Genomic DNA, 26,592 nt, shown 5'->3' with positions numbered 1-26,592 from the left:
AAATCAGCTAAGTAACTTTAGCCCGAGTTCAATTGAGCTTGGTCAGCTCTTAGTTACAATTCAACTTATCTACAAGTTGAAACCAACAAAATCAGATAAATATTGAGAACGGGTAGGTCCTGCCTATCCGTTTTTGCTAAATAATGTTATAATAAACTGTAAAATAAATTAATAGGAGAAAATAACCTCATGGCACGCGAATTTTCACTTGAAAAAACACGTAATATCGGTATCATGGCTCACGTTGATGCTGGTAAAACAACTACAACTGAGCGTATCCTTTACTACACTGGTAAAATTCACAAAATCGGTGAAACTCACGAAGGTGCGTCACAAATGGACTGGATGGAGCAAGAGCAAGAACGTGGTATCACAATCACATCTGCTGCGACAACAGCTCAATGGAACAACCACCGCGTAAACATCATCGACACACCAGGACACGTGGACTTCACAATTGAAGTACAACGTTCTCTTCGTGTATTGGATGGTGCGGTTACCGTTCTTGACTCACAATCAGGTGTTGAGCCTCAAACAGAAACAGTTTGGCGCCAAGCTACTGAATACGGAGTTCCTCGTATTGTATTTGCTAACAAAATGGACAAAATCGGTGCTGACTTCCTTTACTCAGTAAGCACTCTTCATGACCGTCTTCAAGCAAACGCTCACCCAATTCAATTGCCAATCGGTGCTGAGGATGACTTCCGTGGTATCATTGACTTGATCAAGATGAAAGCTGAAATCTATACTAACGACCTTGGTACAGATATTTTGGAAGAAGATATTCCTGCTGAATACCTTGAACAAGCACAAGAATACCGTGAAAAATTGGTGGAAGCAGTTGCGGAAACTGATGAAGATTTGATGATGAAATACCTTGAAGGTGAAGAAATCACTAACGAAGAATTGAAAGCTGGTATCCGTAAAGCAACTATCAACGTTGAATTCTTCCCAGTATTGTGTGGTTCAGCCTTCAAGAACAAGGGTGTTCAATTGATGCTTGATGCAGTTATCGACTACTTGCCAAGCCCACTTGATATCCCAGCAATCAAAGGTATCAACCCAGATACAGATGAAGAAGAAACTCGTCCAGCATCTGACGAAGAGCCATTTTCAGCTCTTGCCTTCAAGATCATGACTGACCCATTCGTAGGTCGTTTGACATTCTTCCGTGTATACTCAGGTGTTCTTCAATCTGGTTCTTACGTATTGAATACTTCTAAAGGTAAACGTGAACGTATCGGACGTATCCTTCAAATGCACGCTAACAGCCGTCAAGAAATTGAAACAGTATATGCTGGTGATATCGCTGCTGCCGTAGGTTTGAAAGATACTACTACTGGTGACTCATTGACAGATGAAAAAGCTAAAATCATCCTTGAGTCTATCAACGTTCCAGAACCAGTTATCCAATTGATGGTTGAGCCAAAATCTAAAGCAGACCAAGACAAGATGGGTATTGCCCTTCAAAAATTGGCTGAAGAAGATCCAACATTCCGCGTTGAAACAAACGTTGAAACTGGTGAAACAGTTATCTCTGGTATGGGTGAGCTTCACTTGGATGTCCTTGTTGACCGTATGCGTCGTGAGTTCAAGGTTGAAGCAAACGTAGGTGCTCCTCAAGTATCTTACCGTGAAACTTTCCGCGCTCCTACTCAAGCTCGTGGATTCTTCAAACGCCAATCTGGTGGTAAAGGTCAATTCGGTGACGTTTGGATCGAGTTTACACCAAACGAAGAAGGTAAAGGATTCGAGTTTGAAAATGCTATCGTCGGTGGTGTGGTTCCACGTGAATTCATTCCAGCTGTAGAAAAAGGTTTGATTGAGTCAATGGCTAATGGTGTCCTTGCTGGTTACCCAATCGTTGACGTGAAAGCTAAACTTTACGATGGTTCATATCACGATGTCGACTCATCTGAAACAGCCTTCAAGGTTGCGGCTTCACTTGCATTGAAAGAAGCTGCTAAGACTGCACAACCAGCTATCCTTGAGCCAATGATGTTGGTAACAATCACTGTTCCTGAAGAAAACCTTGGTGACGTTATGGGTCACGTAACAGCTCGTCGTGGACGTGTTGATGGTATGGAAGCTCATGGTAACAGCCAAATCGTTCGTGCTTACGTTCCGCTTGCTGAAATGTTCGGTTATGCAACAGTTCTTCGTTCTGCATCACAAGGACGTGGTACCTTCATGATGGTATTTGACCACTACGAAGATGTACCTAAGTCAGTACAAGAAGAAATTATCAAAAAACATAAAGGTGAAGCATAATAGCTCTGCCTGAGCACCCTCAAAGGGTGCTTTTTTCTTTCCAAAAGAGCTATCTGAAAATATTCTTGAAAAAGATTTGAAAGAATGAACAAGTTTCTCTTACAATGATGAAATCAGTTGCATTTTGTATCAAATAGGTATATAATAATAATGTTGAAAGGTGATTTGTAGCAACTCAAGTTACTCTTTTCACATAAAATATTTATTGATTTTCATAAGGAGGAAATCACGAATGGTAGTTAAAGTTGGTATTAACGGTTTCGGTCGTATCGGTCGTCTTGCATTCCGTCGTATCCAAAATGTAGAAGGCGTTGAAGTTACTCGCATCAACGACCTTACAGATCCTGTAATGCTTGCACATCTGTTGAAATATGACACAACTCAAGGTCGTTTCGACGGTACTGTTGAAGTAAAAGAAGGTGGATTCGAAGTTAACGGTAAATTCGTTAAAGTTTCTGCTGAACGTGACCCAGAAAACATTGACTGGGCTAACGACGGTGTAGAAATTGTTCTTGAAGCAACTGGTTTCTTTGCTACTAAAGCAGCTGCTGAAAAACACTTGCATGCTGGTGGTGCTAAGAAAGTTGTTATCACTGCTCCTGGTGGATCAGATGTTAAAACAGTCGTATTTAACACTAATCACGATGTTCTTGACGGTACTGAAACAGTTATCTCAGGTGCTTCATGTACTACAAACTGTTTGGCTCCAATGGCTAAAGCTCTTCAAGATAACTTCGGTGTTGTTGAAGGATTGATGACTACTATCCACGCTTACACTGGTGACCAAATGGTTCTTGACGGACCACACCGTAAAGGTGACCTCCGCCGTGCTCGTGCTGCTGCAGCTAACATCGTTCCTAACTCAACTGGTGCTGCTAAAGCAATCGGTTTGGTTATCCCTGAATTGAACGGTAAATTGGACGGAGTTGCTCAACGTGTTCCTGTTCCAACTGGTTCAGTAACTGAATTGGTAGCAGTTCTTGACAAGAACGTTACTGTTGATGAAGTGAACGCAGCTATGAAAGCAGCTTCAAACGAATCATACGGATACACTGAAGATCCAATCGTATCTTCAGATATCGTAGGTATGGCTTACGGTTCATTGTTTGACGCAACTCAAACTAAAGTTCTTGACGTTGACGGTAAACAATTGGTTAAAGTTGTATCATGGTACGACAACGAAATGTCATACACTGCACAACTTGTACGTACTCTTGAATACTTTGCGAAAATCGCTAAATAATTCATAGTATAGAAAAAGAGAGCTTAGCTCTCTTTTTTTGTACTTTTTTTAGAGATTTAAGCCCTATTTATAGGATGAGATAGAAAGGATTGACAATGAAAGTAAGCAAAGGGTAGAATGGTTTTGAATGAAGTTTTCTTTTTTTAAAAGAGAAATGTAAGCGATTACTTTAAAAGGGAGTGGTGTTTGTATTTAGAATTGGATAGTCGCAAAACTAAGAAAAGAAGGAGTCAAGGTAAACATGGAATTTTATAAAAAGCAAAAATTTAGCATCAGAAAGTTAAGCCTGGGAGTTTGTTCTGTTTTAGTAGGGATAGCTCTTTTTGGAGTGGCAAATGTTTCAGCAGAAGAGAAGCTTACAGACTTGTCCCAAGCTAGTGATGTGGCTTTAGTCAATGCAGATGACCCGAAGGAGGAGGCGTCAGAGGAAGCACAAGGGAAAGCTGCTTCAGAGGAGGCAAGTCAAGCGGCACAGTCAGATACAGAAAATCAAGCAGTTGTCGAAGATAAAAAACCAGTAGTAGAGAGTCAAGATGTAGCAACTGTCGCAGAGAAAGAGGAAAAACCTGCAACTAAGGAAGCAAAAGTCGTAGAGGATCTACCGAGTCAAGAAGAGAAGAAACTAAAGCCAAAAGAAGTTAAGTTTGATACTTGGCAAGATCTGCTAAATTGGAAACCTGGGGATCGAGAAGATGATGATATTAACCGCGCTAGCGTACCTTTGGCTGAACGTTATCAAGGGCATCAAATTAATCAACAAGCAAATCCAGAGGCTAAGGTTCAGGCTTTATCCAATATGAACTCCAAAGCACTTGACCATGCTTCTACTGGAGGTGAGGAATTTAAGGCCTATGCCTTTGATTATTGGCAATACTTACACTCAATGGTTTTCTGGGATGGGCTAGTTCCTACTTCAGATGTCATTGATGCTGCGCATAGAAATGGCGTTCCTATCTATGGTACCCTCTTCTTTAATTGGTCTTCCAGCGCTAAGGATCAGGAACGATTTGCAGAGGCTTTAAAAGAAGATTCTGAAGGTTCAAAGACCTTCCCTATTGCACGTAAATTAGTTGAACTTGCCAAGTATTATGGTTATGATGGCTATTTTATTAACCAAGAAACAACTGGTAGTCAGGTAGAGCCTTTAGGACCTAAAATGCGTGACTTCTTGCTCTATACAAAAGAGTATGCACGTTCTTTGAATTACCCGATTAAATATTCTTGGTATGATGCCATGACCTACGAATATGGTCGTTATCATGAAAATGCCCTTGGAGAATATAATTATCAGTTTATGCAGCCTAAAGATGGTGAAAATCCAGTAGATACTTTCTTTGCTAACTTTAACTGGGGTAAGGCAGAGACGGATTATTCAATCAGTACTGCAAAATGGATTAAACGCAATCCCTACGATGTTTTGGCTGGAATAGAGTTACAAAAGGGCGGTTCTTACAAGACCAATGTGGACTGGGATGCCATTCTAGATGAAAATGGGAAACTCCGTCTTTCTCTAGGTCTCTATGCACCTGATACTATCACTGGTCTTGGTAAAACAGGTGAGGGCTACCATATTCACGAAAATTACTTCTGGACAGGTTTCCAAGGAGATCCTAGTAAGGGGAAACCGTCTGACCAATCTTGGTATGGTATGTCAAACTTGGTAGTTGATAAAACAGCTATCACTAAACCTGATTTTAATACTTCATTTAATACTGGCCACGGGAAACGTTGGTTTGTAGATGGAAAAGTTTCTAAAGATGGAGAATGGAACTATCGTTCGGTATCCGGCTTCTTGCCGACTTGGCGTTGGTGGATTCAGCACTCGGAAGGTAGTGCACCTTTGAAGGGGCGTTATGATTTTGATGAAGCCTATAACGGTGGAAATTCACTAGCTTTTGAGGGAAACTTGGATGCAAATAGCAGCCAGAATGTTATGCTTTATTCAACTAAGATTCCAGTTAGTGATAAGACCAAACTTAGCCTAACGCATAAAGGTGGTCAAGGAACGAGTGCTTGGGTTGCTCTTGCGACCAAACCAGATTATTCTGAGTACGAATGGAAAGAACTCAAAACTAGCAAAGACTGGAAGACAGAGACCTTTGACTTATCTTCTCTAGCTGGTAAAACGATTTATGGGGTTAAAATGTTCTTTGACCACGACAGTGATGTCAAAGATTATAAGTTTAATCTAGGACAATTATCCATCTATGCTAACCAAGAGAAACCAGCTGCGCCAAAGGATGTCGTTGTAAAAGCTAAACGTCTTCAAAATGCTCAGGAAGCCGAAGCCTTGCTACAGTTTAAGGGAAGTGCAGATGCAGATTATTATGAAATCTATGAAAAGGATGGTGATCAATGGCGTCTAGTAACTGGAACTTCTGGCACATCAGCTTATTTGGCTAAAGTGACTCGTTCAGCTAGTGCCAAGGGTAGTAAGCAAGAGCTAAAAGTCGTTGCGGTAGGAAAGAACGGTCTTCGTTCAGATGCTGGGACAGTTGACTTTGATTGGGGCATGCAAGTTTCCGATACTTCTTTACCAAAACCTTTAGCGCCGAATGTAGTTTTAGGAGCCAAAGTGATTGCTTCAAGCTTCCCTGATGCAGATGGAAGCGAAGGTATTGAAGGCATGCTGAATGGTACTATTACTAGTCTGTCAGATAAATGGTCTTCTGCCCAACTAAGCGGAACGGTAGACATTCGTTTGACTCAGCCACGCACGGTAACCCGCTGGGTTATGGAACATGCTGGAGCCGGCGGAGAGTCTGTTGATGATGGTAAGATGAATACGCGAGACTTTGATCTATATTACAAGGATGAAGACGGCGAATGGAAATTAGCCAAGGCTGTTCGGGGCAATAAGGACCATGTGTCAGATATTGTATTAGATAAGCCGATTCGAGCACAAGACTGGCGCTTAGATGTCATTACAGCTGATAACGGGACTCCATGGCGGGCAATTCGGATTTATAACTGGAAGATGTATGAAAGCTTAGATACTGAGACAGTTAATATTCCGATGAAAAATGCTGCTGCGCGTGTTCTTGGAAATGGACACGTTCAAGTAGGTTTTAAAGATGTTGCAGCTAAAACAATAGTATCACTATATGAAAGTAGCGATGCAAAACAAGCGATTGCAACTATGACAGCCGATAAGGATGGCAATCTTATCTTTAAACCTCTTGCTTTTGCTAAACTACCTAGCTTGCTATATTATCGTTCACAAGTTGAAGGTAAGGATATTAGTAATGTGCTAGCTATTGAAGTGCCTAAAGAAGACAAAGAAATTTCTAAGGTCGAACTTGAAACAGCACTTGAAAGAAAAGTTTATCGTCAAGGAGATGCTCTATCTCTGAAGGGCGGTACTATTCGTGTCAGCTTTAAGGGTGGAGAAGTGGACCAGTTGATTCAGCTATCAAATAGTGGGGTTGAAGTAACTGGCTATGATCCTTCTAAATTAGGAGAGCAGCATTTACAAGTATCTTATCTGGGCCAAAAACTGGATCAATCACTGACAGTTTATGTTGTCAGTCATAGCGAAGCAGGAGAGAAGACACCTGTGGGACTTGAATTGATTGAAAAACCTAAAACAGACTACATTGTTGGTGAAAATCTTGAGACTCAGGGGGGACGTTTCCGTCTAGTTTTTGATGATGAAACAACTGAAGAACATGCTTTAGATGAAGCAGGTGTCCAAGTTACAGGATATGATGCTCACAAAGAAGGACGCCAAACAATTTCGATTAGCTATCGTGGTGTGACGACGACTTATGATGTGTTTGTATCACCAAAACCAGCTCTAAATGATGAATATTTGAAGCAAAAATTGGCAGAAGCCACTGCTGTGCAAAATAAGGTTGATTTCAGCTTTGCAAGTCAGGAAAATAAAGATGCCTTGCTCAAGGAAATCGCAAGTGCAGAGCAAATCCTGAAAGACCATGATACAAGTACACAAGGACAGGTTGACGAAAGTCTGTCTAAACTGACTCAAGCATTTAAGGCTTTGGATGGCCGAAAGAATTTTGCAACCAAAACTTCTGAATTGGATACTTTGGCAACAGAAGCTCAAGAATTGCTTGCACAAAAGCCAAATCATCCTTCCGGAGATGCTTTACTCAATTTATTGAATAAAAATAAAGATCTATTGGCCTCTTCAGAAGTAACCCCAGAAGCGCTTGAAACAGCCAAAACTTCTCTTCAAGCGTTGATTGCTCTACTTAAAGAAGACAAACCGGCTGTCTTTGTGGATTCAGCTACAGGAGTTGAAGTTCAATTTTCAAATAAGGAAACCACTCCAGTTAAAGGCTTGAAAGTCGGAGTTGTTGAGGCTAATGCTGCGGAAAAAGAAGCCTTTGCAGGTAGACTTGGTAAGGTATATGACATAGAGGGAGTAGATAAAGAGGGACGAGATATTGATACCCAGCATGCTTCTCTCGTTAAAATACCAGTAGAAGCTGGCAAGGAAGTTGAACAAGTTCTCTTCTTCCCAGATAATCAACCAGTCCAATCTTTAGCCTTTGAGCAAGTAGGCAATGAGGTTATCTTCACGGCGCCCCACTTTACTCACTATGCTCTTGTCTACAAGACACCAAAAGCAAGTGAGCCTGACCAGCCACTCAATCCTAATCAACCATCTGAACCTGATAAGCCTACTGTTCCAAGTAATGATAATTCTAAACCGCTTCATCCTCAGTTACCAGGTGATGGTCGTTTGAGTCCAGTTCAACCGAATGCAAATTCAACTGTTGAGCATCTAAACTATCAGGAAATGGATAGAGGATCTGCAAATTATCAAAGTCAGAACTTAGCAAATTCATCTTCTCAATCAGCCAAGGAAGAAGTTAATTCTCTGGATGTTAAAAAAGAAAATACTGTAACGTCTGCAAGCAACTTACCAAATACCGCTAGTCAAGAAACAGCATTCGTAGCAGAGGCAGTCCTATTGGCGGCTCTCGGTGGCCTTCTCTTAGCAGGTAAGAAAAAAGAAGATTAACAAATCAGCCAAGATAAGTGTCTTTCTAGATATCCCTTTTAGCAATTAGACGCGAAAGGAGAAGACGCCTACAAGAAGACTGCTAACCTGACTAGATTATCAAACCTCCCGTAAACTGCATATGGGAGGTTTGATTGTTGTAGAAGGGGAGTTTGAAGTATAAAAACAACTTGTTATGGTTTATGTGTGAATGAATTGACTATATTGCCGATGAAAGGGATATAATTAAGCAGGGGAAATGATTGGATTTTTCTACCTCTTTTACATCTTTTGTGATATAATTATCATGTATTAAAAATAGAAGGAGTCATATCCAATGGCAAAATTGACTGTAAAAGATGTTGACTTGAAAGGGAAAAAAGTTCTCGTTCGTGTTGACTTTAACGTTCCTGTAAAAGATGGCGTGATCACAAATGACAACCGTATCACTGCAGCTCTTCCAACTATCAAGTACATCCTTGAACAAGGTGGACGTGCAATCCTCTTCTCTCACCTTGGACGTGTAAAAGAAGAAGCAGACAAAGAAGGTAAATCACTTGCTCCTGTAGCTGCTGACTTGGCTGCTAAATTGGGTCAAGACGTTAAGTTTATCCCAGGTGTAACTCGTGGTGCTGAATTGGAAGCAGCAATCAATGCTCTTGAAGATGGACAAGTTCTCTTGGTTGAAAACACTCGTTTTGAAGATGTTGACGGCAAGAAAGAATCTAAAAACGATCCTGAACTTGGTAAATACTGGGCATCACTTGGAGATGGTATCTTCGTAAACGATGCATTTGGTACAGCACACCGTGCACACGCATCTAACGTAGGTATCTCAGCAAACGTTGAAAAAGCTGTTGCTGGTTTCCTTCTTGAAAATGAAATTGCCTACATCCAAGAAGCAGTTGAAGCTCCAGAACGTCCATTCGTGGCTATCCTTGGTGGTTCAAAAGTTTCAGACAAGATCGGTGTTATCGAAAACTTGCTTGAAAAAGCTGATAAAGTCCTTATCGGTGGTGGGATGACTTACACATTCTACAAAGCGCAAGGTATCGAAATCGGTAACTCACTTGTAGAAGAAGACAAATTGGATGTTGCTAAAGCTCTTCTTGAAAAAGCAAACGGCAAATTGATCTTGCCAGTTGACTCAAAAGAAGCAAATGCATTTGCGGACTACACTGAAGTGAAAGATACTGAAGGTGAAGCAGTAGACCCAGGCTTCCTTGGTCTTGACATCGGTCCAAAATCTATTGCTAAATTTGACGAAGCCTTGACTGGTGCTAAAACAGTTGTTTGGAACGGACCAATGGGTGTATTTGAAAACCCTGACTTCCAAGCTGGTACAATCGGTGTCATGGATGCTATCGTGAAACAGCCAGGTGTTAAATCAATCATCGGTGGTGGTGACTCAGCTGCTGCAGCTATCAACCTTGGCCGTGCAGACAAATTCTCTTGGATCTCTACTGGTGGTGGTGCTTCAATGGAACTCCTTGAAGGTAAGGTTTTACCAGGTCTTGCAGCACTTACAGAGAAATAAGATATCATATTAAGATGGCTTTTAGCCATCTTTTTATCTAATATTCTGACCTGATTTTGTGGATAAGAGGCTTTCATCTGTTCTTTAGAAAAAAAGTAGATAAAATAGTTGCATACAGTCTGTAAAACTGCTATTATAAACTGATGTATAAAACTAATTATGCTAAAGGAAAGGGTTTAAATGAACAAAAGAAAAGAAGTTTTTGGTTTTCGTAAAAGTAAAGTCGCTAAGACTTTATGTGGAGCTGTCTTAGGGGCGGCTTTGATTACTATTGCAGATCAGCAGGTTTTGGCTGATGAAGTTACAGAAACAAATAGTACAGCGAATGTAGCAGTCACTACAACTGGGAATCCAGCTACTAATCTGCCTGAAGCACAGGGAGAAGCGACTGAAGCGGCAAGCCAAAGTCAAGCACAGGCCGGTTCTAAAGATGGTGCTCTTCCGGTAGAAGTATCTGCTGATGATTTAAATAAAGCAGTGACGGATGCCAAAGCAGCAGGTGTCAATGTTGTACAAGATCAAACAAGCGATAAAGGGACAGCCACAACTGCCGCAGAAAATGCGCAAAAGCAAGCTGAAATCAAGAGTGACTACGCTAAACAAGCTGAAGAAATAAAGAAAACAACGGAAGCTTATAAAAAAGAAGTAGAGGCTCATCAGGCTGAAACAGATAAAATCAATGCTGAAAACAAAGCTGCTGAAGATAAGTATCAAGAAGATTTGAAAGCTCATCAAGCTGAAGTTGAAAAAATCAACACTGCTAATGCGACAGCAAAGGCAGAATATGAAGCGAAGCTAGCTCAATATCAAAAAGATTTAGCCGCTGTTCAAAAAGCTAATGAAGACAGTCAGCTTGATTATCAAAATAAGCTTTCAGCTTACCAAGCAGAATTGGCTCGTGTTCAAAAAGCGAATGCTGAAGCTAAAGAAGCTTATGAAAAAGCAGTAAAGGAAAATACTGCTAAAAATGCTGCACTCCAAGCTGAAAATGAAGCTATTAAGCAACGTAATGAAACTGCCAAAGCAAACTATAACGCAGCGATGAAGCAGTATGAAGCAGATCTTGCAGCTGTTCAAAAAGCTAAGGAAGATAATGATGCTGATTACCAAGCCAAATTAGCAGCTTACCAAGCAGAGCTGGCTCGTGTTCAAAAGGCAAATGCTGATGCTAAAGCAGCCTATGAAAAGGCAGTTGAAGAAAACACAGCTAAAAATACAGCCATTCAAGCTGAAAATGAAGCCATTAAGCGACGTAATGAGACGGCTAAAGCGACTTATGAAGCAGCATTGAAGCAATATGAAGCAGATTTGGCGGCAGTTAAGCAAGCGAATGCTACCAATGAAGCAGACTATCAAGCTAAGCTAGCCGAATATCAGACGGAATTGGCTCGTGTTCAAAAGGCAAATGCTGATGCTAAAGCAGCATATGAGAAGGCCGTTGAAGACAATAAGGCAAAAAATGCAGCGCTCCAAGCTGAAAACGAAGAAATCAAGCAACGGAATGCCGCAGCTAAAACTGACTATGAAGCCAAATTAGCTAAATATGAAGCTGATCTTGCCAAATATAAGAAAGAGTTGGCTGAGTATCCGGCTAAGTTGAAGGCTTATGAAGATGAACAGGCCAAAATTAAAGCTGCCCTTGCAGAACTTGAAAATCATAAAAACGAAGATGGTAACTTGTCAGAGCCGTCTGCTCAAAGCTTAGTGTATGATTCAGAGCCAAATGCACAGTTATCATTGACAACTAATGGAAAAATGCTGAAAGCTTCTGCAGTTGATGAGGCCTTTAGTCATGATACAGCTCAATATTCTAAAAAGATTCTTCAGCCTGATAACCTTAATGTTAGTTACCTTCAACAAGCCGATGATGTGACTTCTTCCATGGAACTTTACGGCAATTTCGGGGATAAGGCTGGTTGGACAACCACTGTCGGCAATGACACAGTGGTAAAATTTGCATCTGTCCTCTTGGAACGCGGTCAAAGCGTGACAGCTACCTATACAAATCTTGAAAAATCTTACTATAATGGTAAAAAGATTTCTAAGGTCGTCTTCAAGTATACACTTGATTCCGATTCAAAATTCAAAAATGTTGACAAGGCTTGGTTAGGTATCTTTACCGATCCAACTCTAGGTGTCTTTGCCTCTGCTTATAATGGTGTACCTGAAAAGAACACGTCCATTTTTATTAAAAATGAATTTACCTTCTATGATGAAGATGGGAAACCGATTGATTTTGACAATGCTCTTCTATCTGTTGCTTCCCTCAACCGAGAACATAACTCCATTGAGATGGCTAAAGACTATACTGGAACTTTCGTTAAGATTTCAGGTTCTTCTATTGGAGAAAAAGATGGCAAGATTTACGCAACTGATACTCTCAATTTTAGGAAAGATCAGGGTGGTGCCCGCTGGACTATGTATAAACGGGGCGGCGAAGAAGGATCAGGTTGGGACAGTTCTGATGCACCTAACTCTTGGTATGGAGCTGGTGCCATCCGTATGTCTGGTCCAAACAATAGCGTAACAGTAGGGGCTATCTCTGCTACTCTAGTAATGCCTGAATCTCAAATGCCAGTTGTTTCTGGAAAAGATAATACGGAAGCTAAAAGACCAAATATTTGGTATTCACTAAACGGTAAGATTCGTGCGGTCAATGTGCCTAGGGTTACCAAGGAAAAACCAACTCCACCAGTAGCGCCAACTGAACCACAAGCTCCTACTTATGAAGTGGAAAAACCATTGGAGCCAGCACCGGTAGCACCGACATATGAAAATGAGCCAACTCCACCAGTTAAGACTCCAGACCAACCGGAGCCGTCAAAACCGGAAGAGCCAACATATGAGACAGAGAAGCCATTGGAGCCAGCACCAGTAGCACCAACATATGAAAATGAGCCAACTCCACCGGTTAAGACTCCAGATCAACCGGAACCGTCAAAACCGGAAGAGCCAACATATGAGACAGAGAAGCCATTGGAGCCAGCGCCAGTAGCACCAACATATGAAAATGAGCCAACTCCGCCAGTTAAGACTCCAGATCAACCAGAGCCATCAAAACCAGAAGAGCCAACATATGATCCATTGCCAACTCCACCGCTAGCACCAACTCCTAAGCAGTTACCGACTCCACCAGTTGTACCGACAGTACATTTCCACTATAGCAGTTTATTAGCTCAGCCTCAGATTAATAAAGAAATCAAGAATGAGGATGGTGTAGATATTGACCGGACATTGGTTGCTAAACAGTCAATTGTTAAGTTTGAATTGAAAACTGAAGCGTTGACAGCTGGACGTCCAAAAACTACTTCATTTGTATTGGTAGATCCGCTTCCAACTGGCTATAAGTTTGACTTGGATGCAACTAAGGCTGCAAGTACAGGCTTTGATACAACTTATGATGAAGCCAGTCATACTGTAACCTTTAAGGCGACTGATGAGACATTGGCAAGCTACAATGCTGATTTAACTAAACCTGTTGAGACTCTTCATCCAACGGTTGTTGGTCGAGTCTTGAACGATGGGGCAACTTATACGAATAACTTCACTTTGACAGTCAATGATGCTTATGGTATTAAGTCAAATGTTGTTCGTGTAACGACTCCTGGTAAACCAAATGATCCTGATAATCCAAATAACAACTATATTAAGCCAACGAAAGTAAATAAGAATAAAGAAGGTCTTAATATCGATGGAAAAGAAGTTTTAGCTGGTTCAACCAACTACTACGAATTAACATGGGATTTGGATCAATATAAAGGCGATAAATCTTCTAAGGAAGCAATCCAAAACGGCTTCTACTACGTAGATGATTATCCAGAGGAAGCTTTAGATGTTCGCCCTGATTTGGTTAAGGTTGCAGATGAAAAAGGAAATCAAGTATCAGGTGTCAGCGTTCAAAAATATGACAGTCTAGAAGCTGCTCCTAAGAAAGTTCAAGACTTGTTGAAGAAAGCTAACATTACTGTTAAGGGTGCTTTCCAACTCTTCTCTGCTGATAATCCAGAAGAATTTTACAAGCAATATGTAGCAACTGGAACATCATTAGTCATTACAGATCCGATGACTGTTAAGTCTGAATTTGGTAAGACAGGTGGTAAGTATGAAAACAAGGCTTATCAAATTGATTTCGGAAATGGCTATGCTACAGAAGTAGTGGTTAACAATGTACCGAAAATCACACCGAAAAAAGACGTAACAGTGAGCCTAGATCCAACTAGTGAAAATCTGGATGGCCAAACAATTCAATTGTATCAAACATTTAACTATCGTCTGATTGGTGGCCTCATTCCACAAAATCACTCTGAGGAATTGGAAGACTACAGCTTTGTGGATGATTATGACCAAGCTGGTGATCAGTATACTGGTAATTACAAGACATTCAGCTCTCTGAACTTGACAATGAAAGATGGTTCAGTGATTAAAGCAGGTACAGATCTAACATCTCAAACAACTGCTGAAACAGATGCTACAAATGGTATTGTAACTGTTCGTTTCAAGGAAGATTTCTTACAAAAGATTAGTTTGGATTCGCCATTCCAAGCTGAAACCTACCTTCAAATGCGCAGAATTGCTATTGGAACATTTGAAAATACTTATGTAAATACTGTTAATAAGGTTGCTTATGCATCTAACACAGTACGTACAACAACTCCAATACCAAGAACACCAGACAAACCGACACCAATTCCAACGCCAAAACCAAAGGATCCTGACAAACCTGAGACACCAAAAGAACCAAAAGTTCCTAGTCCAAAAGTTGAAGATCCTTCAGCACCAATTCCTGTTTCTGTTGGTAAAGAATTAACTACACTTCCAAAAACAGGAACAAATGATGCGACTTATATGCCTTACTTAGGCTTGGCTGCCCTTGTTGGTTTCTTAGGATTAGGTCTAGCAAAGCGCAAAGAAGATTAATCAAATAGCTTGAACTTATTTCATCTTTGCTGTTTCTGTCAGCTATTCTGAGTTGGTAATTTAGGACTCTATAGATTTTAAGGCTGGAACCCAGTGTTCCGGCCTTATTTCTTTTTTACTTTTCTATATAATTTATGTATCAGAAATATATAGAATTTGTAATCATTTCAAAATATTGGGATAAGATAACTGACATCTAAATAAGGTATGATTATGCTAACATCAAATTTTGCGGAGAAAATCATTTTATGAAAAAAATATTTATTAAAACAGCTCTTGTGGTTGCTTCTACAGCTCTTTCAGCTATAGCTGGTCTTCAAGTTGCACATGCAGATTCTTATGTTGTACAACAAGGTGATTCTTTCTTTGGAATTGCTAGTGCTCACGGAATGAGCCCTTATGATCTAGCTGCGAAAAATGGCAAATCTATTTTTGATACAATCAACCCAGGTGATGTTTTGGAAGTGGACGGCGCTACTTCTACTTATGCAAATTCAGGTTATGGTGTGAGCAGTAATGCGGATTTGGTATCTGATGTAGATGATGTTGTTTTAAATACCCCGACTGACTATGGTAACTCTTATCCAATCGGACAATGTACTTGGGGCGTTAAGGAATTAGCTCCTTGGGCAAGCAACTGGTGGGGGAATGCCAATACTTGGGCTATCAATGCCAGCAATCAAGGTTATGTTACTGGTACAGTTCCGACAGTAGGCGCAATCGCTGTTTGGGACGGAGGAGAGTATGGTCACGTTGCTTATGTTACAGACGTTCAGAGCGACGGTACAATCCAAGTGCTAGAAGCTAATTACAATCGTCAAAAGCAAATTGATAATTATCGCGGTTATTTTAACCCCAATGAATTTTTGGGAAATGTAACGTATATCTATCCAAACTAATTTGATTGAAGATTTAGAGCGTGCTCTAGATCTTTTTATTTTTCAAGATAGGATGTAGAAGATGAGAATGAGAGGTCGTTGCAAACAAGAAGGCTTTTTGTTGGAAAATATGTTAGAATGAAAGTAATTTGATTTGAAAGAGGATCAGGAATGAACTATTTTAGCAAGTACAAGTTTGATAAATCGAAATTCAAATTAGGAATGCGGACTTTTAAGACAGGGTTGGCGGTTTTTATCATTCTCTTGATGTTTAGTCTATTTGGCTGGGGTGGTCTGCAGATTGGCGCTTTGACAGCAGTTTTTAGCCTGCGAGAAGATTTTGACAAGAGCGTGCATTTTGGTACTTCTCGTATCTTAGGAAATAGCATCGGTGGCTTCTATGCCTTGATTTTTTTCCTCATCAATAAGATCTTTCAAGACCAGCTCTGGGTCACCTTGCTTTTTGTTCCGATTTGTACTATGCTAACAATTATGACCAATGTTGCCATGAACAATAAAGCAGGGGTAATTGGTGGTGTATCAGCTCTCTTGATTATTACACTGTCGGTTTCTGAAGGGGATACGATTGTTTACGTATTTGCCCGGATTTTTGAGACATTTCTTGGTGTATTCGTTGCCATGTTAGTAAATTATGACATTAATCGCCTGCGTTCTTTTTTTAGAAAAGAGAAAAGCAAATGAATATGTCAGAAAAAGTAACATTCCTTCTTGACAGGATAAATCTTTAGGAATATAATAGTGGTAATCTTGGCTAGTGGAGAGTGAAGTTTTTGTTTCATTTGCTGATACTTGCCATACAAGTAAGGAATTGGATCCGTACTAAAAACTTAGAAAGAATGATTAGCAATCCTTTTTATCTGAAAAGAAAAGTAATTGTTTCTGCTATCATATGGTCGTACTAAAGCCGGTTTGATAGCTTGTTTTCCTATTAGTTTTTGGAGTTCTCATCTCTTACGAAAGGAGGATGTAATGAAAGAAAAAGAACTGCGACGCAATTTGGCAGTTTTCCCAATCGGCAGCGTTATGAAATTGACAGACTTAACGGCTCGGCAGATTCGCTATTATGAGGATCAGCAGCTGATTACACCTGAGCGAACAGAAGGGAATCGTCGCATGTATTCCCTAAATGACATGGATCGCTTGCTGGAAATAAAAGACTATATTTCTGAAGGTTATAATATTGCTGCAATCAAGCGTAAGTATGCTGAACGTGAAGCAATGGCCAAAAAACCAGTGAGCGCAAAAGACGTTCGACGTGCACTACACAACGACATTGTGCAACAGAGTAGATTTGCATCCTCTGTGCCGACATTTGGTCAATTAAAACGACCATAACTATTGTTTTATTCCATAAGGAGATCACCATGCCTATTACAGTTGCTGATATCAAGCGCGAAGTTAAAGAAAAAAATGTTACCTTTATCCGTCTTATGTTTTCAGATATTTTGGGAACAATGAAAAATGTGGAAATCCCTGCAACAGATGAACAGTTAGACAAAGTATTATCTAACAAAGCTATGTTTGACGGTTCTTCTATTGAAGGTTTTGTTCGGATTAACGAATCGGATATGTATCTATATCCAGATTTGGACACTTGGACTGTTTTCCCTTGGGGAGATGAAAATGGTAGCGTTGCAGGATTAATTTGTGATGTCTATACGACAGAAGGTCTTCCTTTCCAGGGAGATCCGCGTAGCAACTTAAAACGCGCCCTCAAGCACATGGAGGAGCTGGGCTTTAAATCCTTTAATCTTGGACCAGAGCCAGAATTCTTCCTCTTTAAGTTGGATGAAAATGGAGATCCTACTTTAGAGGTGAATGATAAAGGAGGTTATTTTGATTTAGCTCCGACAGACTTAGCTGATAATACTCGCCGAGAGATTGTCAATATTTTGACAAGTATGGGATTTGAAGTTGAGGCTAGTCACCATGAAGTAGCTGTTGGTCAGCACGAAATTGATTTTAAATATGATGAAGTCCTACGTGCATGTGATAAAATCCAGCTCTTTAAACTAGTCGTCAAGACTATAGCTCGTAAGCATGGCTTGTATGCTACTTTTATGGCTAAGCCTAAGTTTGGTATTGCTGGTTCAGGTATGCACTGTAATATGTCTCTCTTTAATCAGGATGGGACAAATGCCTTTTTTGATCCTGAGGATCCAAGAGGTATGCAATTGTCGGATACAGCCTACTATTTCTTGGGTGGCTTGATCAAACACGCCTACAACTATACAGCTATTATGAATCCAACCGTCAACTCTTATAAGCGTTTGGTTCCTGGCTACGAAGCACCAGTTTATATTGCTTGGGCAGGGCAAAATCGATCTCCTTTGGTTCGTGTGCCAGCATCTCGCGGCATGGGAACTCGCTTGGAATTGCGTTCTGTAGACCCTATGGCGAACCCTTATATTGCTATGGCTGTTCTTCTTGAAGTTGGTCTTCACGGAATTGAAAATAAGATTCAGGCACCAGCTCCTGTTGAAGAGAATATTTATGTTATGTCAGCAGAAGAACGAAAGGAAGCTGGCATTACAGACCTTCCTTCAACTCTACACAATGCTATCAAGGCTCTAACTGAGGATGAAGTCGTTAAGGATGCCCTCGGCAACCACATCTATACTAGCTTTGTAGAGGCTAAGCGTATCGAGTGGGCTAGCTACGCAACTTTTGTTTCGCAATGGGAAATTGATAACTATTTAGATCTATACTAATGATAGAGCAGGTGGCCTGAAAGTCCCCTGCTTTTTCGTGGAGGAGGAGAAAGATGGAAAAATTTGATGATTTTATTAAGCGGGTTTTTGATGAGCAATATGAAGTCTGCTTTGGTCCAGACATGCTTGAAAAACTAGAGCCCAGAGATTATTATCTGACGCGGGAGGAGGATGGTCGATTAATTGCCTTGCTCCATGGCCAGCAGGTATTAGAAAATATTCATATCAAGGCTTTGGTGGTGGATAAAGCGTACCAGAAAAAAGGCTTGGGAGCATCTCTATTGTCAGAATTAGAAGAAAAGGCTGCAGAAGCAGGAGCAACTAGTATTACTTTATCCACCAAATCCTATCAGGCCAAGGATTTTTACCTCAAACAAGGTTATGAAATCTACGCTAGTCTAGCAGATGTCCCACAAAAGGGCATTACCAAATATCATTTTATTAAGAGATTAGGCTGAGCTTGTTTCAAATAGATGGAAGTCAATTGCCAAACACCATTAAAGTTTACAAAAAACGCTGGCTTTTACAATACTGATATTGCCTATTTCAACTATCATTTCTTTTCTTAGGAATCATTACAAAATGTGATATAATAAGGGTGAATTGGAAATAGGTAAACTATTTTCATCATTCTTTCAAAAAATATTATATTAAGAAATATGTAAAGACAGATTAGAAAGTGGGAAATCCCTATGTCCTCTTATGAAAAAGTCTCTCTTTCTGAGATCAATCAATCTATTGAGACTCCAAATAACAATCATTTTTGGCAAAATCTAAAAGCATTCTTAGGACCTGGTGCACTTGTGGCAGTTGGCTACATGGATCCAGGAAACTGGATCACCAGCGTGGTTGGTGGTGCCTCCTACAAGTACAGTCTTTTATTTGTTATTTTGATTTCATCCATCATTGCTATGCAGTTACAACAGATGGCTGGAAAGCTCGGTATCGTGACTAGGATGGACCTAGCGCAGGCAACAGCTCATCATGCTCCCAAGTGGCTTCGCTATAGTTTGTGGGTGATTTTAGAATTGGCTTTAATGGCGACAGACTTGGCTGAGGTTCTAGGTTCAGCGATTGCCTTAAATCTTTTGTTTAAAATACCGATTATGATTGCTATCCTTCTAACCGTTTTAGATGTATTTTTATTACTTTTATTGATGAAATTTGGTTTCAAAAAAATTGAAGCTATTGTTACGACCCTTATTTTAACCATATTAGCCATCTTTACCTATCTTGTGGCCTTATCCAATCCAAGTATCCAAGGGATTATTGGTGGTTATTTACCAACTTCAACTTTATTTGAAACACCGTTACCAGGTCATGAAAGTCAATTGACCTTGGCTCTAGGGATTGTAGGTGCGACAGTCATGCCCCATAATCTCTATCTTCATTCCTCTCTATCCCAGACAAGGAAAATAAATCACAAAGATAAGAAGGATGTTCGAAAAGCAGTGCGCTTTATGACCTGGGATTCAAATCTTCAGTTGTCTCTAGCCTTTATTGTAAATTCCTTGCTTCTCATTTTAGGTGCCTCCCTCTTTTTTGGTCATGCATCTGAAATTTCAGCTTTCTCCCAAATGTACAATGCTTTACAGGATTCGACGATAGCAGGAGCGATAGCTAGCTCAATTCTGTCAACTTTGTTTGCTTTAGCCCTCTTAGCAAGTGGCCAGAATTCGACCATTACAGGTACCTTGACAGGACAGATTGTCATGGAAGGTTTCTTACATCTAAGATTGCCTCAGTGGCTTATCCGTATCGGTACACGTATTTTTGCCTTGCTACCTGTGATTATAGTCGCCGTTTTGTTTGGGCATCAAGAAAAAACCTTGGATCAGTTATTGGTCTATTCACAGGTCTTTTTGTCAATTGCTCTTCCGTTTTCAATTTTCCCCTTGATTTATCTAACCTCTAAAAAGTCACTGATGGGAGAATTCACCAATGCCAAGTGGAACACAATCCTAGGTTACGCAGTTTCAATCATCTTGACCATTCTCAATATCAAGCTTCTTTTCGATATTTTTTAACCTCGTTTGAAATCAATCATAGTGTCAGCGTGAAGCTTGACAAAGAGAAAGTAGTAGTGGTTGGTTCATAAAAATAAGTACAAAAAAAGAACAGTTGAAATTGTTCTTTCAGATTGAAGACAAAATCCTTAGAACTACAAATTTCTAAGGGCTTTTCTTTGTGTAAAGTCGTATAATAGAGGTAAGAAAAGTTGTGAGGTGTTCCCTATGTTTCACAAAGAAAATCTAGACTACAACCGCAATCAAGTTGGTTTTTACACGCTAGATGAACTCGTTCCGCAAGCCCATTTTCTTCGTCAGGTTGAGCAAGTGATCAATTTTTCCTTCATCTATGACTTAGTCGCAGATACTTATTCTGAAGATAAAGGTCGTCCTAGTTTAGACCCTGTTATGCTAGTTAAAATCCCTCTCATCCAATGTTTCTACGGTATACGTTCCATGCGCCAAACTATCAGGGACATTGAGGTCAATCCCTCCTATCGCTGGTTTTTGGGTTTGAGTTTAAACGATAAGGTTTCTCATTTTACCACTTATGGCAAAAATTACAATCGTCGTTTTCAAGATAAGGAAGTAATCGAGGAATTTTTTCATTATGTCCTATCCATTGTATGGGGGCAAGGTTTGATTGACCCGACTGAGATTTTTATTGATGGGACTCATATCAAGGCCACAGCCAATAACCATAAATATACTCATCAAGTTCTAGACAAGCAAGCTAGGTTTATGAGTGAGCAACTGGAAGTTGAGATTGGCTTAGATCGGAAAAAGTACTGAAAAAAGTCTCTCGGGCCCGCAAAAGAAAGCGAGGCTGAACCGAAGAAGAAGAATTCTACTACAGACCCTGAAAGTGGTTGGTTTCACAAGGGGAGCATAAGGAAGTGTTCGCCTACAATGCCCAAGTAGGATGCGATAAGCATGGATGGGCACTAGCTTATAGTATCGATGCTGGCAATGTGCATGACAGTCAGGCTTTTCTTGCACTTTTTGAACAGTTGGAAAGGCTCCAATCTGACTACCTTATCGCCGACTCTGGCTACAAGACTCCAAGTATTGCAAAATTCCTCCTTGACCAAAATATTACACCTGTATTCCCTTATACTCGCCCTCGTGGAAAGAAAGGGAAACTTCGCCCTAAGGACTTTATCTATGATGACTACTATGACTGTTATCTTTGCCCTGAAAATCAAGTGTTAGCTTACTCTACAACAAATCGCGATGGCTATCGTGAGTATAAAAGTGATCCTAAGATTTGCGCAATTTGTCCTCTGTTATCCAGTTGCACAGAAAGTAAAAAGAAACAGAAAGTCGTTACTCGCCATATTTGGAGGGAGTATTTAGAGATTTGTGAGGAGATTCGGCATCAAAAGGGAAGCAAGGAACTTTACCAGAAACGTAAAGAAACGGTGGAGCGGCTTTTTGGCACGGCCAAAGAATACCACAATCTACGTTATACGAGAGAAGTAGGTAAGTCCAAAATGAAGGCAAAAGTTGGACTTACTTTGGCATGCCTGAATATCAAAAAATTGGTAAAAATGATGGCGGGGAAGCCTTTTTATTTTTCGCTGAAAACTATTTTGATAAAGATTCCAGCCTATTTTGAGAATAGTAGCGCTGAAGATATAAAAAGACAAACACTCAAACGATGTTTGTCTTCAATCTGAGCTTTGCCCAAGTGGCAAAGCTATTTTTTAGTTGTCTTCGTCTGGTGTAAGCACCATCGGAATAATAATTGGTTCGCGCTCAGTATTTTCATAAAGGAAAGGACGAAGGGCGTTGACGATAGCACCATTGACAGACTGGATATTGGCATCTTTATTTTTGAGGGCAATGCGGATAGCATTGAAAAGAAGACGCTGACTTTGGCGAATCAAATCACCAGACTCACGCATGTAGATGAAGCCACGGCTGAGAATATCTGGGCCTGCTAGAATCATTTGTGATTCAAAGTCGACTGTTGCGACAGCAAGTACCACACCGTCTTCAGATAGGTCTTTACGGTCGCGCAGGACTGCAGCACCGATTTCACCAATGCGGTTTCCATCAACATAGATATCTTGGGCATTGAAGCTACCAGCTATGCGGGCAGAATCAGCTGTCAGAGCCAGCACATCGCCATTGCTCATGATGAAGATATTATCCTTTGGAACTCCAGTATCAACGGCTAGACCTGCATGAACTTTCTGCATACGGTATTCACCGTGGACTGGCATGAAATATTTAGGCTTGATTAAGCGGAGCATGAGTTTCTGCTCTTGCTGGCCACCGTGTCCAGAGGTATGGATATTGTTAATCTTACCATGAATCACTTCTACACCAGCCTCAGAAATAATATTGATCAGCTTGTTAACACTGGTCGTATTACCAGGGATAGGGCTAGATGAGAAGATGACTGTATCTCCAGGCTGTAGCTGAACCTGGCGGTGAGTGCCGTTAGCAATACGTGACAAGGCTGCCATAGGCTCACCCTGACTTCCGGTACACATAATCAGGACTTCGCTAGCAGGGTAGTCTTTGATAGCATTTGGCTCAATGAAGGTATCTTTAGGAACCTTGATATAGCCTAATTCAATCCCGTTAACAATCGCTTTTTCCATAGATCGACCGAAGACCGCAATCTTGCGTCCAGCCTTTACCGCAGCTTCTGCAGCTTGTTGAAGACGGAAGATATTTGAGGCAAAGGAGGCAAAGATGATACGTCCATGAATACCTTCGATAATCTTCATGATTGATTGGCCAACCACTTTTTCAGAATTAGTAAAAGTAGGAACTTCAGCATTGGTCGAGTCAGATAGTAGGCAGAGAACGCCTTCCTCGCCTAGAGCTGCCATACGGTGCAGGTCAGCTGGTTCACCAACTGGAGTAAAGTCAAACTTAAAGTCACCAGTACAGACAATCTTACCTTGAGGAGTATGGATCACAATTCCTAAAGGCTCAGGGATAGAGTGGGTCGTACGGAAGAAAGTTGCTTTAAGGTTTTTAAATTTCAGTTCAGTGTTTTGGTTGATTTCGTAGAGTTTGGCATCGCGTAAAAGTCCGTGCTCTTCCAATTTGCCACGAATAAGGGCTAGTGCCAGAGGTCCAGCATAAATAGGTACATTAGCCTGTTTAAGCAAGAATGGGATACCACCGATGTGGTCTTCGTGACCGTGAGTAATAAGAACACCTTTGACACGGTCGATATTCTCTACAATATAGGAGTAATCGGGGATGACATAGTCAATCCCGAGAAGATCGTCTTCTGGAAATTTGATACCTGCATCAACGATAATAATCTCGTCTTGATATTCGATTCCGTAGGTGTTTTTACCAATTTCTCCTAGACCACCAATGGCAAAAACGCCAACTTCTTTTGGTTTTAAAGTATAGGACATGGTTTAAAACTCCGTTACTTGAAAAGTGCCTGACTCTTTTTCGTATTCTAAGTGTTTGTCAGACAAGAGTTCGATAAATTCAATGTTGTAATCAGTATTTTCTTCAACCAGTTTACGGGCTTTAATGCGTCCCTCGAGTTCGTTATTTGCTTCAACTTCCAAGTAAAGAGAGCGAGTGTTTTCACGACGTGGGCTACGGTCTTTTGTTTCTTGATAAAAAACTTTGTAAATCATTCTATTTCCTTTCATTTCACGATTAATCTACAACAAACATGCAGCCAAGTTATCAGCTGTCTTTTTATATTTAGTTTTCTGGGTAATAGATTAATCTTGGTTCGTTACAATTATAACAATTATATCATAAAATGCGTTATTAGTAAAAGTTAGAAATCCAAAAAGAAGAGGAAGCCGTTTTCATTTTTCCCTTATACCTAAAGGGGAAAGAAGTTGGAAAATCCCTCTCTTTCTAGTATAATATAAGGCAGACAATCGAGTAAGGAAAAGATAAGAATGAAATTATTAGCTTTTGATACTTCTAATCAAGCACTGTCTCTAGCTATTTTAGAAGATGAGCATCTGTTGGCTCAGACAACGCTCAATATCAAGAAAAATCATAGCATCACCCTTATGCCGGCTATTGATTTTCTCATGAATAGTTTGGACATGAAACCGAAGGATTTGGATCGTATCGTAGTAGCTCAGGGACCGGGCAGCTACACAGGTCTGAGAATTGCGGTGGCGACAGCCAAGACTTTGGCGCATACCCTCAAAATTGAGCTGGTCGGTGTGTCTAGTCTGCTGGCTTTAGTCCCAGAGCAGGTGGAAGGCTTGGTCATTCCCATCATGGATGCCCGTCGCAATAATGTCTATGCTGGCTTTTACCAGTCTGGTCAGGCTGTAAGGCCGGAAGCTCATCTACCTTTGGCAGAGGTATTGGAAATGGCTGGCACTGCTGACCAGCCAGTCACCTTTGTCGGAGAGACAGCAACCTTTGCGGAGCAGATCAAAGATGCCCTTCCTCAGGCTGCCATTCAGTCAACTTTGCCAGATGCCGCAACTATTGGTCGTCTCGGTTTAGACCTGCAAGCCCAGTCCATTCATGATTTTGTCCCTAATTATCTTAAGCGGGTAGAAGCCGAGGAAAATTGGCTTAAGACCCATCAGGAATCCAGCGATTCTTACATTCAGCGCCTATGATTGAGATAAGAAAATGGGGCTACAGCTCAGATGATGACGTGGCTGCTCTTGCAGAAAAGCTGGAACAGCTCTTACTTGCAGTCTATGAGGTCAGTCCTTGGACGGCGAACCAAGTGGCAGAGGTTCTGCGTTCGGATGTGAACAGCTGTGCGCTAGCAGAAGATAGGAGTCAGCTTGTTGGTTTTTTAGTCTGGCAGGAGACAGATTTTGAAGCAGAAGTCCTGCAGATTGCTGTATTGCCTAGCTATCAGGGGCAGAAAATCGCGACAGCCTTGTTTGACTTTTTGCCAGCTGACAAAGAGATTTTCCTTGAAGTGAGGGAGTCCAACAAGCCAGCTATGCTATTTTACAAAAAAGAAAAATTTGAAGAAATCGCACGGCGGAAGGCCTACTACCATGCGCCGGTGGAAGATGCGATTGTCATGAAAAGAGAGATCCATGAAAGATAGATATATTTTAGCTTTTGAGACGTCTTGTGACGAGACCAGTGTGGCGGTTCTGAAGAATGAGACTGAGCTTTTGAGCAATGTTATTGCCAGTCAGATTGAGAGCCACAAGCGTTTTGGCGGAGTGGTACCTGAAGTAGCCAGCCGCCACCATGTGGAGGTCATTACGGTTTGTATAGAGGAGGCATTGGCAGAAGCAGGTATTAGTGAGGAGCAAGTCACAGCTGTGGCCGTCACCTACGGTCCTGGTCTGGTCGGGGCGCTTCTGGTCGGCTTGGCAGCGGCCAAGTCCTTTGCCTGGGCTCATGATATTCCCTTGATTCCAGTCAATCATATGGCTGGGCATCTGATGGCAGCCCAGAGCGTGGAACCCTTAGAGTTTCCCTTGCTGGCTCTCTTGGTCAGCGGCGGTCATACTGAGCTGGTCTATGTCAGTCAGGCTGGTGACTATAAGATTGTGGGGGAAACTCGCGATGATGCGGTCGGTGAAGCCTATGATAAGGTCGGTCGGGTCATGGGCCTGACCTATCCAGCAGGCCGGGAGATTGATCAGCTGGCTCATCAAGGACGGGATATGTATGATTTTCCGCGGGCCATGATCAAGGAAGACAATCTGGAATTTTCTTTTTCTGGTCTCAAGTCGGCCTTTATCAACCTGCACCACAATGCCCAGCAAAAAGGAGAGGTTTTGTCTAATCAAGACTTGTCTGCTAGCTTTCAGGCAGCGGTTATGGATATTCTCATGGCCAAGACTAAGAAAGCCCTGGAAAAATATCCAGTCAAGACTCTAGTTGTGGCGGGCGGTGTTGCGGCTAATCAAGGCTTGAGAGAACGCTTGGCAGCTGAGATTCAGGATGTTAAGGTGATTATTCCGCCTCTTCGCCTTTGCGGTGACAATGCTGGTATGATTGCTTATGCTAGTGTCAGCGAGTGGAATAAGAAGAATTTTGCCGGTTTGGATCTGAATGCTAAGCCGAGTCTGGCTTTTGAAACGATGGAGTAAA

At 41.1% G+C, this 26,592-nt stretch carries 16 protein-coding genes and 1 pseudogene; 15 read left to right on the top strand and 2 right to left on the bottom strand.

Annotated features, from left to right (window positions below; all coding sequences use genetic code 11):
- The first annotated feature begins 189 nt into the window (after positions 1-189).
- From fusA to O3640_RS02015, 12 genes and pseudogenes are all read left to right on the top strand, one after another.
- On the top strand, positions 190-2,271 hold the full coding sequence (gene fusA, locus O3640_RS02070) for an elongation factor G (protein ID WP_008808227.1): 2,082 nt from the start codon (positions 190-192) through the stop codon (positions 2,269-2,271).
- A 232-nt stretch (positions 2,272-2,503) separates the two neighbouring features.
- Entirely contained in the window at positions 2,504-3,514 is a 1,011-nt protein-coding gene (gap, locus tag O3640_RS02065) for a type I glyceraldehyde-3-phosphate dehydrogenase (RefSeq protein ID WP_371586555.1), read from the top strand.
- 241 nt (positions 3,515-3,755) lie between these two features.
- Positions 3,756-8,504, top strand: a complete 4,749-nt coding sequence (locus O3640_RS02060; RefSeq protein WP_268723065.1) for a bacterial Ig-like domain-containing protein — start codon at positions 3,756-3,758, stop codon at positions 8,502-8,504.
- Positions 8,505-8,820: 316 nt separating this feature from the next.
- Positions 8,821-10,020 (top strand): phosphoglycerate kinase, encoded by a 1,200-nt coding sequence (gene pgk, locus O3640_RS02055; RefSeq protein ID WP_011999746.1) that lies wholly within the window; start codon positions 8,821-8,823, stop codon positions 10,018-10,020.
- A 180-nt stretch (positions 10,021-10,200) separates the two neighbouring features.
- Positions 10,201-14,937 (top strand): antigen I/II family LPXTG-anchored adhesin, encoded by a 4,737-nt coding sequence (locus O3640_RS02050; RefSeq protein WP_371586552.1) that lies wholly within the window; start codon positions 10,201-10,203, stop codon positions 14,935-14,937.
- A 248-nt stretch (positions 14,938-15,185) separates the two neighbouring features.
- Positions 15,186-15,836, top strand: coding sequence for a CHAP domain-containing protein (locus tag O3640_RS02045; RefSeq protein ID WP_008808232.1), 651 nt, complete (start codon positions 15,186-15,188; stop codon positions 15,834-15,836).
- A gap of 150 nt (positions 15,837-15,986) precedes the next feature.
- Positions 15,987-16,517, top strand: coding sequence for an aromatic acid exporter family protein (locus O3640_RS02040; RefSeq protein WP_060553175.1), 531 nt, complete (start codon positions 15,987-15,989; stop codon positions 16,515-16,517).
- A 288-nt stretch (positions 16,518-16,805) separates the two neighbouring features.
- Positions 16,806-17,171 (top strand): MerR family transcriptional regulator, encoded by a 366-nt coding sequence (locus O3640_RS02035; RefSeq protein WP_008808234.1) that lies wholly within the window; start codon positions 16,806-16,808, stop codon positions 17,169-17,171.
- 29 nt (positions 17,172-17,200) lie between these two features.
- The gene (gene glnA, locus O3640_RS02030; protein ID WP_060553174.1) at positions 17,201-18,547 is read left to right on the top strand and encodes a type I glutamate--ammonia ligase; all 1,347 of its coding nucleotides are present in this window, start codon (positions 17,201-17,203) and stop codon (positions 18,545-18,547) included.
- A gap of 53 nt (positions 18,548-18,600) precedes the next feature.
- Complete coding sequence (locus O3640_RS02025; protein WP_048778117.1) at positions 18,601-19,005, top strand: GNAT family N-acetyltransferase; 405 nt, start codon at positions 18,601-18,603, stop codon at positions 19,003-19,005.
- Between the two features lie 234 nt (positions 19,006-19,239).
- A complete protein-coding gene (locus O3640_RS02020) occupies positions 19,240-20,574 on the top strand; it encodes an Nramp family divalent metal transporter (RefSeq protein WP_002896638.1) in 1,335 nt (444 codons plus the stop codon).
- A 207-nt stretch (positions 20,575-20,781) separates the two neighbouring features.
- Positions 20,782-22,285, top strand: a pseudogene (locus tag O3640_RS02015) (IS1182 family transposase).
- Here the strand turns inward: O3640_RS02015 and rnjA are convergent.
- A complete protein-coding gene (gene rnjA / locus O3640_RS02010) occupies positions 22,263-23,945 on the bottom strand; it encodes a ribonuclease J1 (protein WP_008808237.1) in 1,683 nt (560 codons plus the stop codon). The pseudogene O3640_RS02015 and the gene rnjA overlap by 23 nt on opposite strands.
- Positions 23,946-23,948: 3 nt before the next feature.
- Positions 23,949-24,179: a DNA-dependent RNA polymerase subunit epsilon gene (locus tag O3640_RS02005; RefSeq protein WP_045634421.1), complete on the bottom strand. Its 231-nt coding sequence runs from the start codon at positions 24,177-24,179 to the stop codon at positions 23,949-23,951.
- Positions 24,180-24,455: 276 nt separating this feature from the next.
- On the opposite strand from O3640_RS02005, the gene tsaB reads away from it, so the two are divergent.
- The 3 genes from tsaB to tsaD are packed head-to-tail and all read left to right on the top strand — an operon-like array spanning position 24,456 to position 26,591.
- The gene (gene tsaB, locus O3640_RS02000) at positions 24,456-25,142 is read left to right on the top strand and encodes a tRNA (adenosine(37)-N6)-threonylcarbamoyltransferase complex dimerization subunit type 1 TsaB (protein ID WP_061584689.1); all 687 of its coding nucleotides are present in this window, start codon (positions 24,456-24,458) and stop codon (positions 25,140-25,142) included.
- Positions 25,139-25,591, top strand: a complete 453-nt coding sequence (gene rimI / locus O3640_RS01995; RefSeq protein WP_061584688.1) for a ribosomal protein S18-alanine N-acetyltransferase — start codon at positions 25,139-25,141, stop codon at positions 25,589-25,591. The genes tsaB and rimI overlap by 4 nt, the downstream gene beginning before the upstream one ends.
- Positions 25,581-26,591 carry a tRNA (adenosine(37)-N6)-threonylcarbamoyltransferase complex transferase subunit TsaD gene (gene tsaD, locus O3640_RS01990; protein ID WP_143877326.1) on the top strand — a complete coding sequence of 337 codons (1,011 nt, stop codon included), beginning with the start codon at positions 25,581-25,583 and terminating at the stop codon, positions 26,589-26,591. Before rimI ends, tsaD begins: the two co-directional genes overlap by 11 nt.
- Position 26,592 lies beyond the last annotated feature (1 nt).

Source organism: Streptococcus sp. 27098_8_75, from assembly GCF_041432475.1.
Taxonomy (GTDB): domain Bacteria; phylum Bacillota; class Bacilli; order Lactobacillales; family Streptococcaceae; genus Streptococcus; species Streptococcus gordonii.
This window is presented reverse-complemented; position numbering and strand designations above follow the sequence as displayed.

What these genes read in the sequence shown, in the direction of transcription:
- fusA (WP_008808227.1), top strand. Translation starts at nt 190, where the DNA reads ATGGCACGCGAATTTTCACTTGAAAAAACACGTAATATCGGTATCATG.
- gap (WP_371586555.1), top strand. Translation starts at nt 2,504, where the DNA reads ATGGTAGTTAAAGTTGGTATTAACGGTTTCGGTCGTATCGGTCGTCTT.
- O3640_RS02060 (WP_268723065.1), top strand. Translation starts at nt 3,756, where the DNA reads ATGGAATTTTATAAAAAGCAAAAATTTAGCATCAGAAAGTTAAGCCTG.
- pgk (WP_011999746.1), top strand. Translation starts at nt 8,821, where the DNA reads ATGGCAAAATTGACTGTAAAAGATGTTGACTTGAAAGGGAAAAAAGTT.
- O3640_RS02050 (WP_371586552.1), top strand. Translation starts at nt 10,201, where the DNA reads ATGAACAAAAGAAAAGAAGTTTTTGGTTTTCGTAAAAGTAAAGTCGCT.
- O3640_RS02045 (WP_008808232.1), top strand. Translation starts at nt 15,186, where the DNA reads ATGAAAAAAATATTTATTAAAACAGCTCTTGTGGTTGCTTCTACAGCT.
- O3640_RS02040 (WP_060553175.1), top strand. Translation starts at nt 15,987, where the DNA reads ATGAACTATTTTAGCAAGTACAAGTTTGATAAATCGAAATTCAAATTA.
- O3640_RS02035 (WP_008808234.1), top strand. Translation starts at nt 16,806, where the DNA reads ATGAAAGAAAAAGAACTGCGACGCAATTTGGCAGTTTTCCCAATCGGC.
- glnA (WP_060553174.1), top strand. Translation starts at nt 17,201, where the DNA reads ATGCCTATTACAGTTGCTGATATCAAGCGCGAAGTTAAAGAAAAAAAT.
- O3640_RS02025 (WP_048778117.1), top strand. Translation starts at nt 18,601, where the DNA reads ATGGAAAAATTTGATGATTTTATTAAGCGGGTTTTTGATGAGCAATAT.
- O3640_RS02020 (WP_002896638.1), top strand. Translation starts at nt 19,240, where the DNA reads ATGTCCTCTTATGAAAAAGTCTCTCTTTCTGAGATCAATCAATCTATT.
- rnjA (WP_008808237.1), bottom strand. Translation starts at nt 23,945, where the DNA reads ATGTCCTATACTTTAAAACCAAAAGAAGTTGGCGTTTTTGCCATTGGT.
- O3640_RS02005 (WP_045634421.1), bottom strand. Translation starts at nt 24,179, where the DNA reads ATGATTTACAAAGTTTTTTATCAAGAAACAAAAGACCGTAGCCCACGT.
- tsaB (WP_061584689.1), top strand. Translation starts at nt 24,456, where the DNA reads ATGAAATTATTAGCTTTTGATACTTCTAATCAAGCACTGTCTCTAGCT.
- rimI (WP_061584688.1), top strand. Translation starts at nt 25,139, where the DNA reads ATGATTGAGATAAGAAAATGGGGCTACAGCTCAGATGATGACGTGGCT.
- tsaD (WP_143877326.1), top strand. Translation starts at nt 25,581, where the DNA reads ATGAAAGATAGATATATTTTAGCTTTTGAGACGTCTTGTGACGAGACC.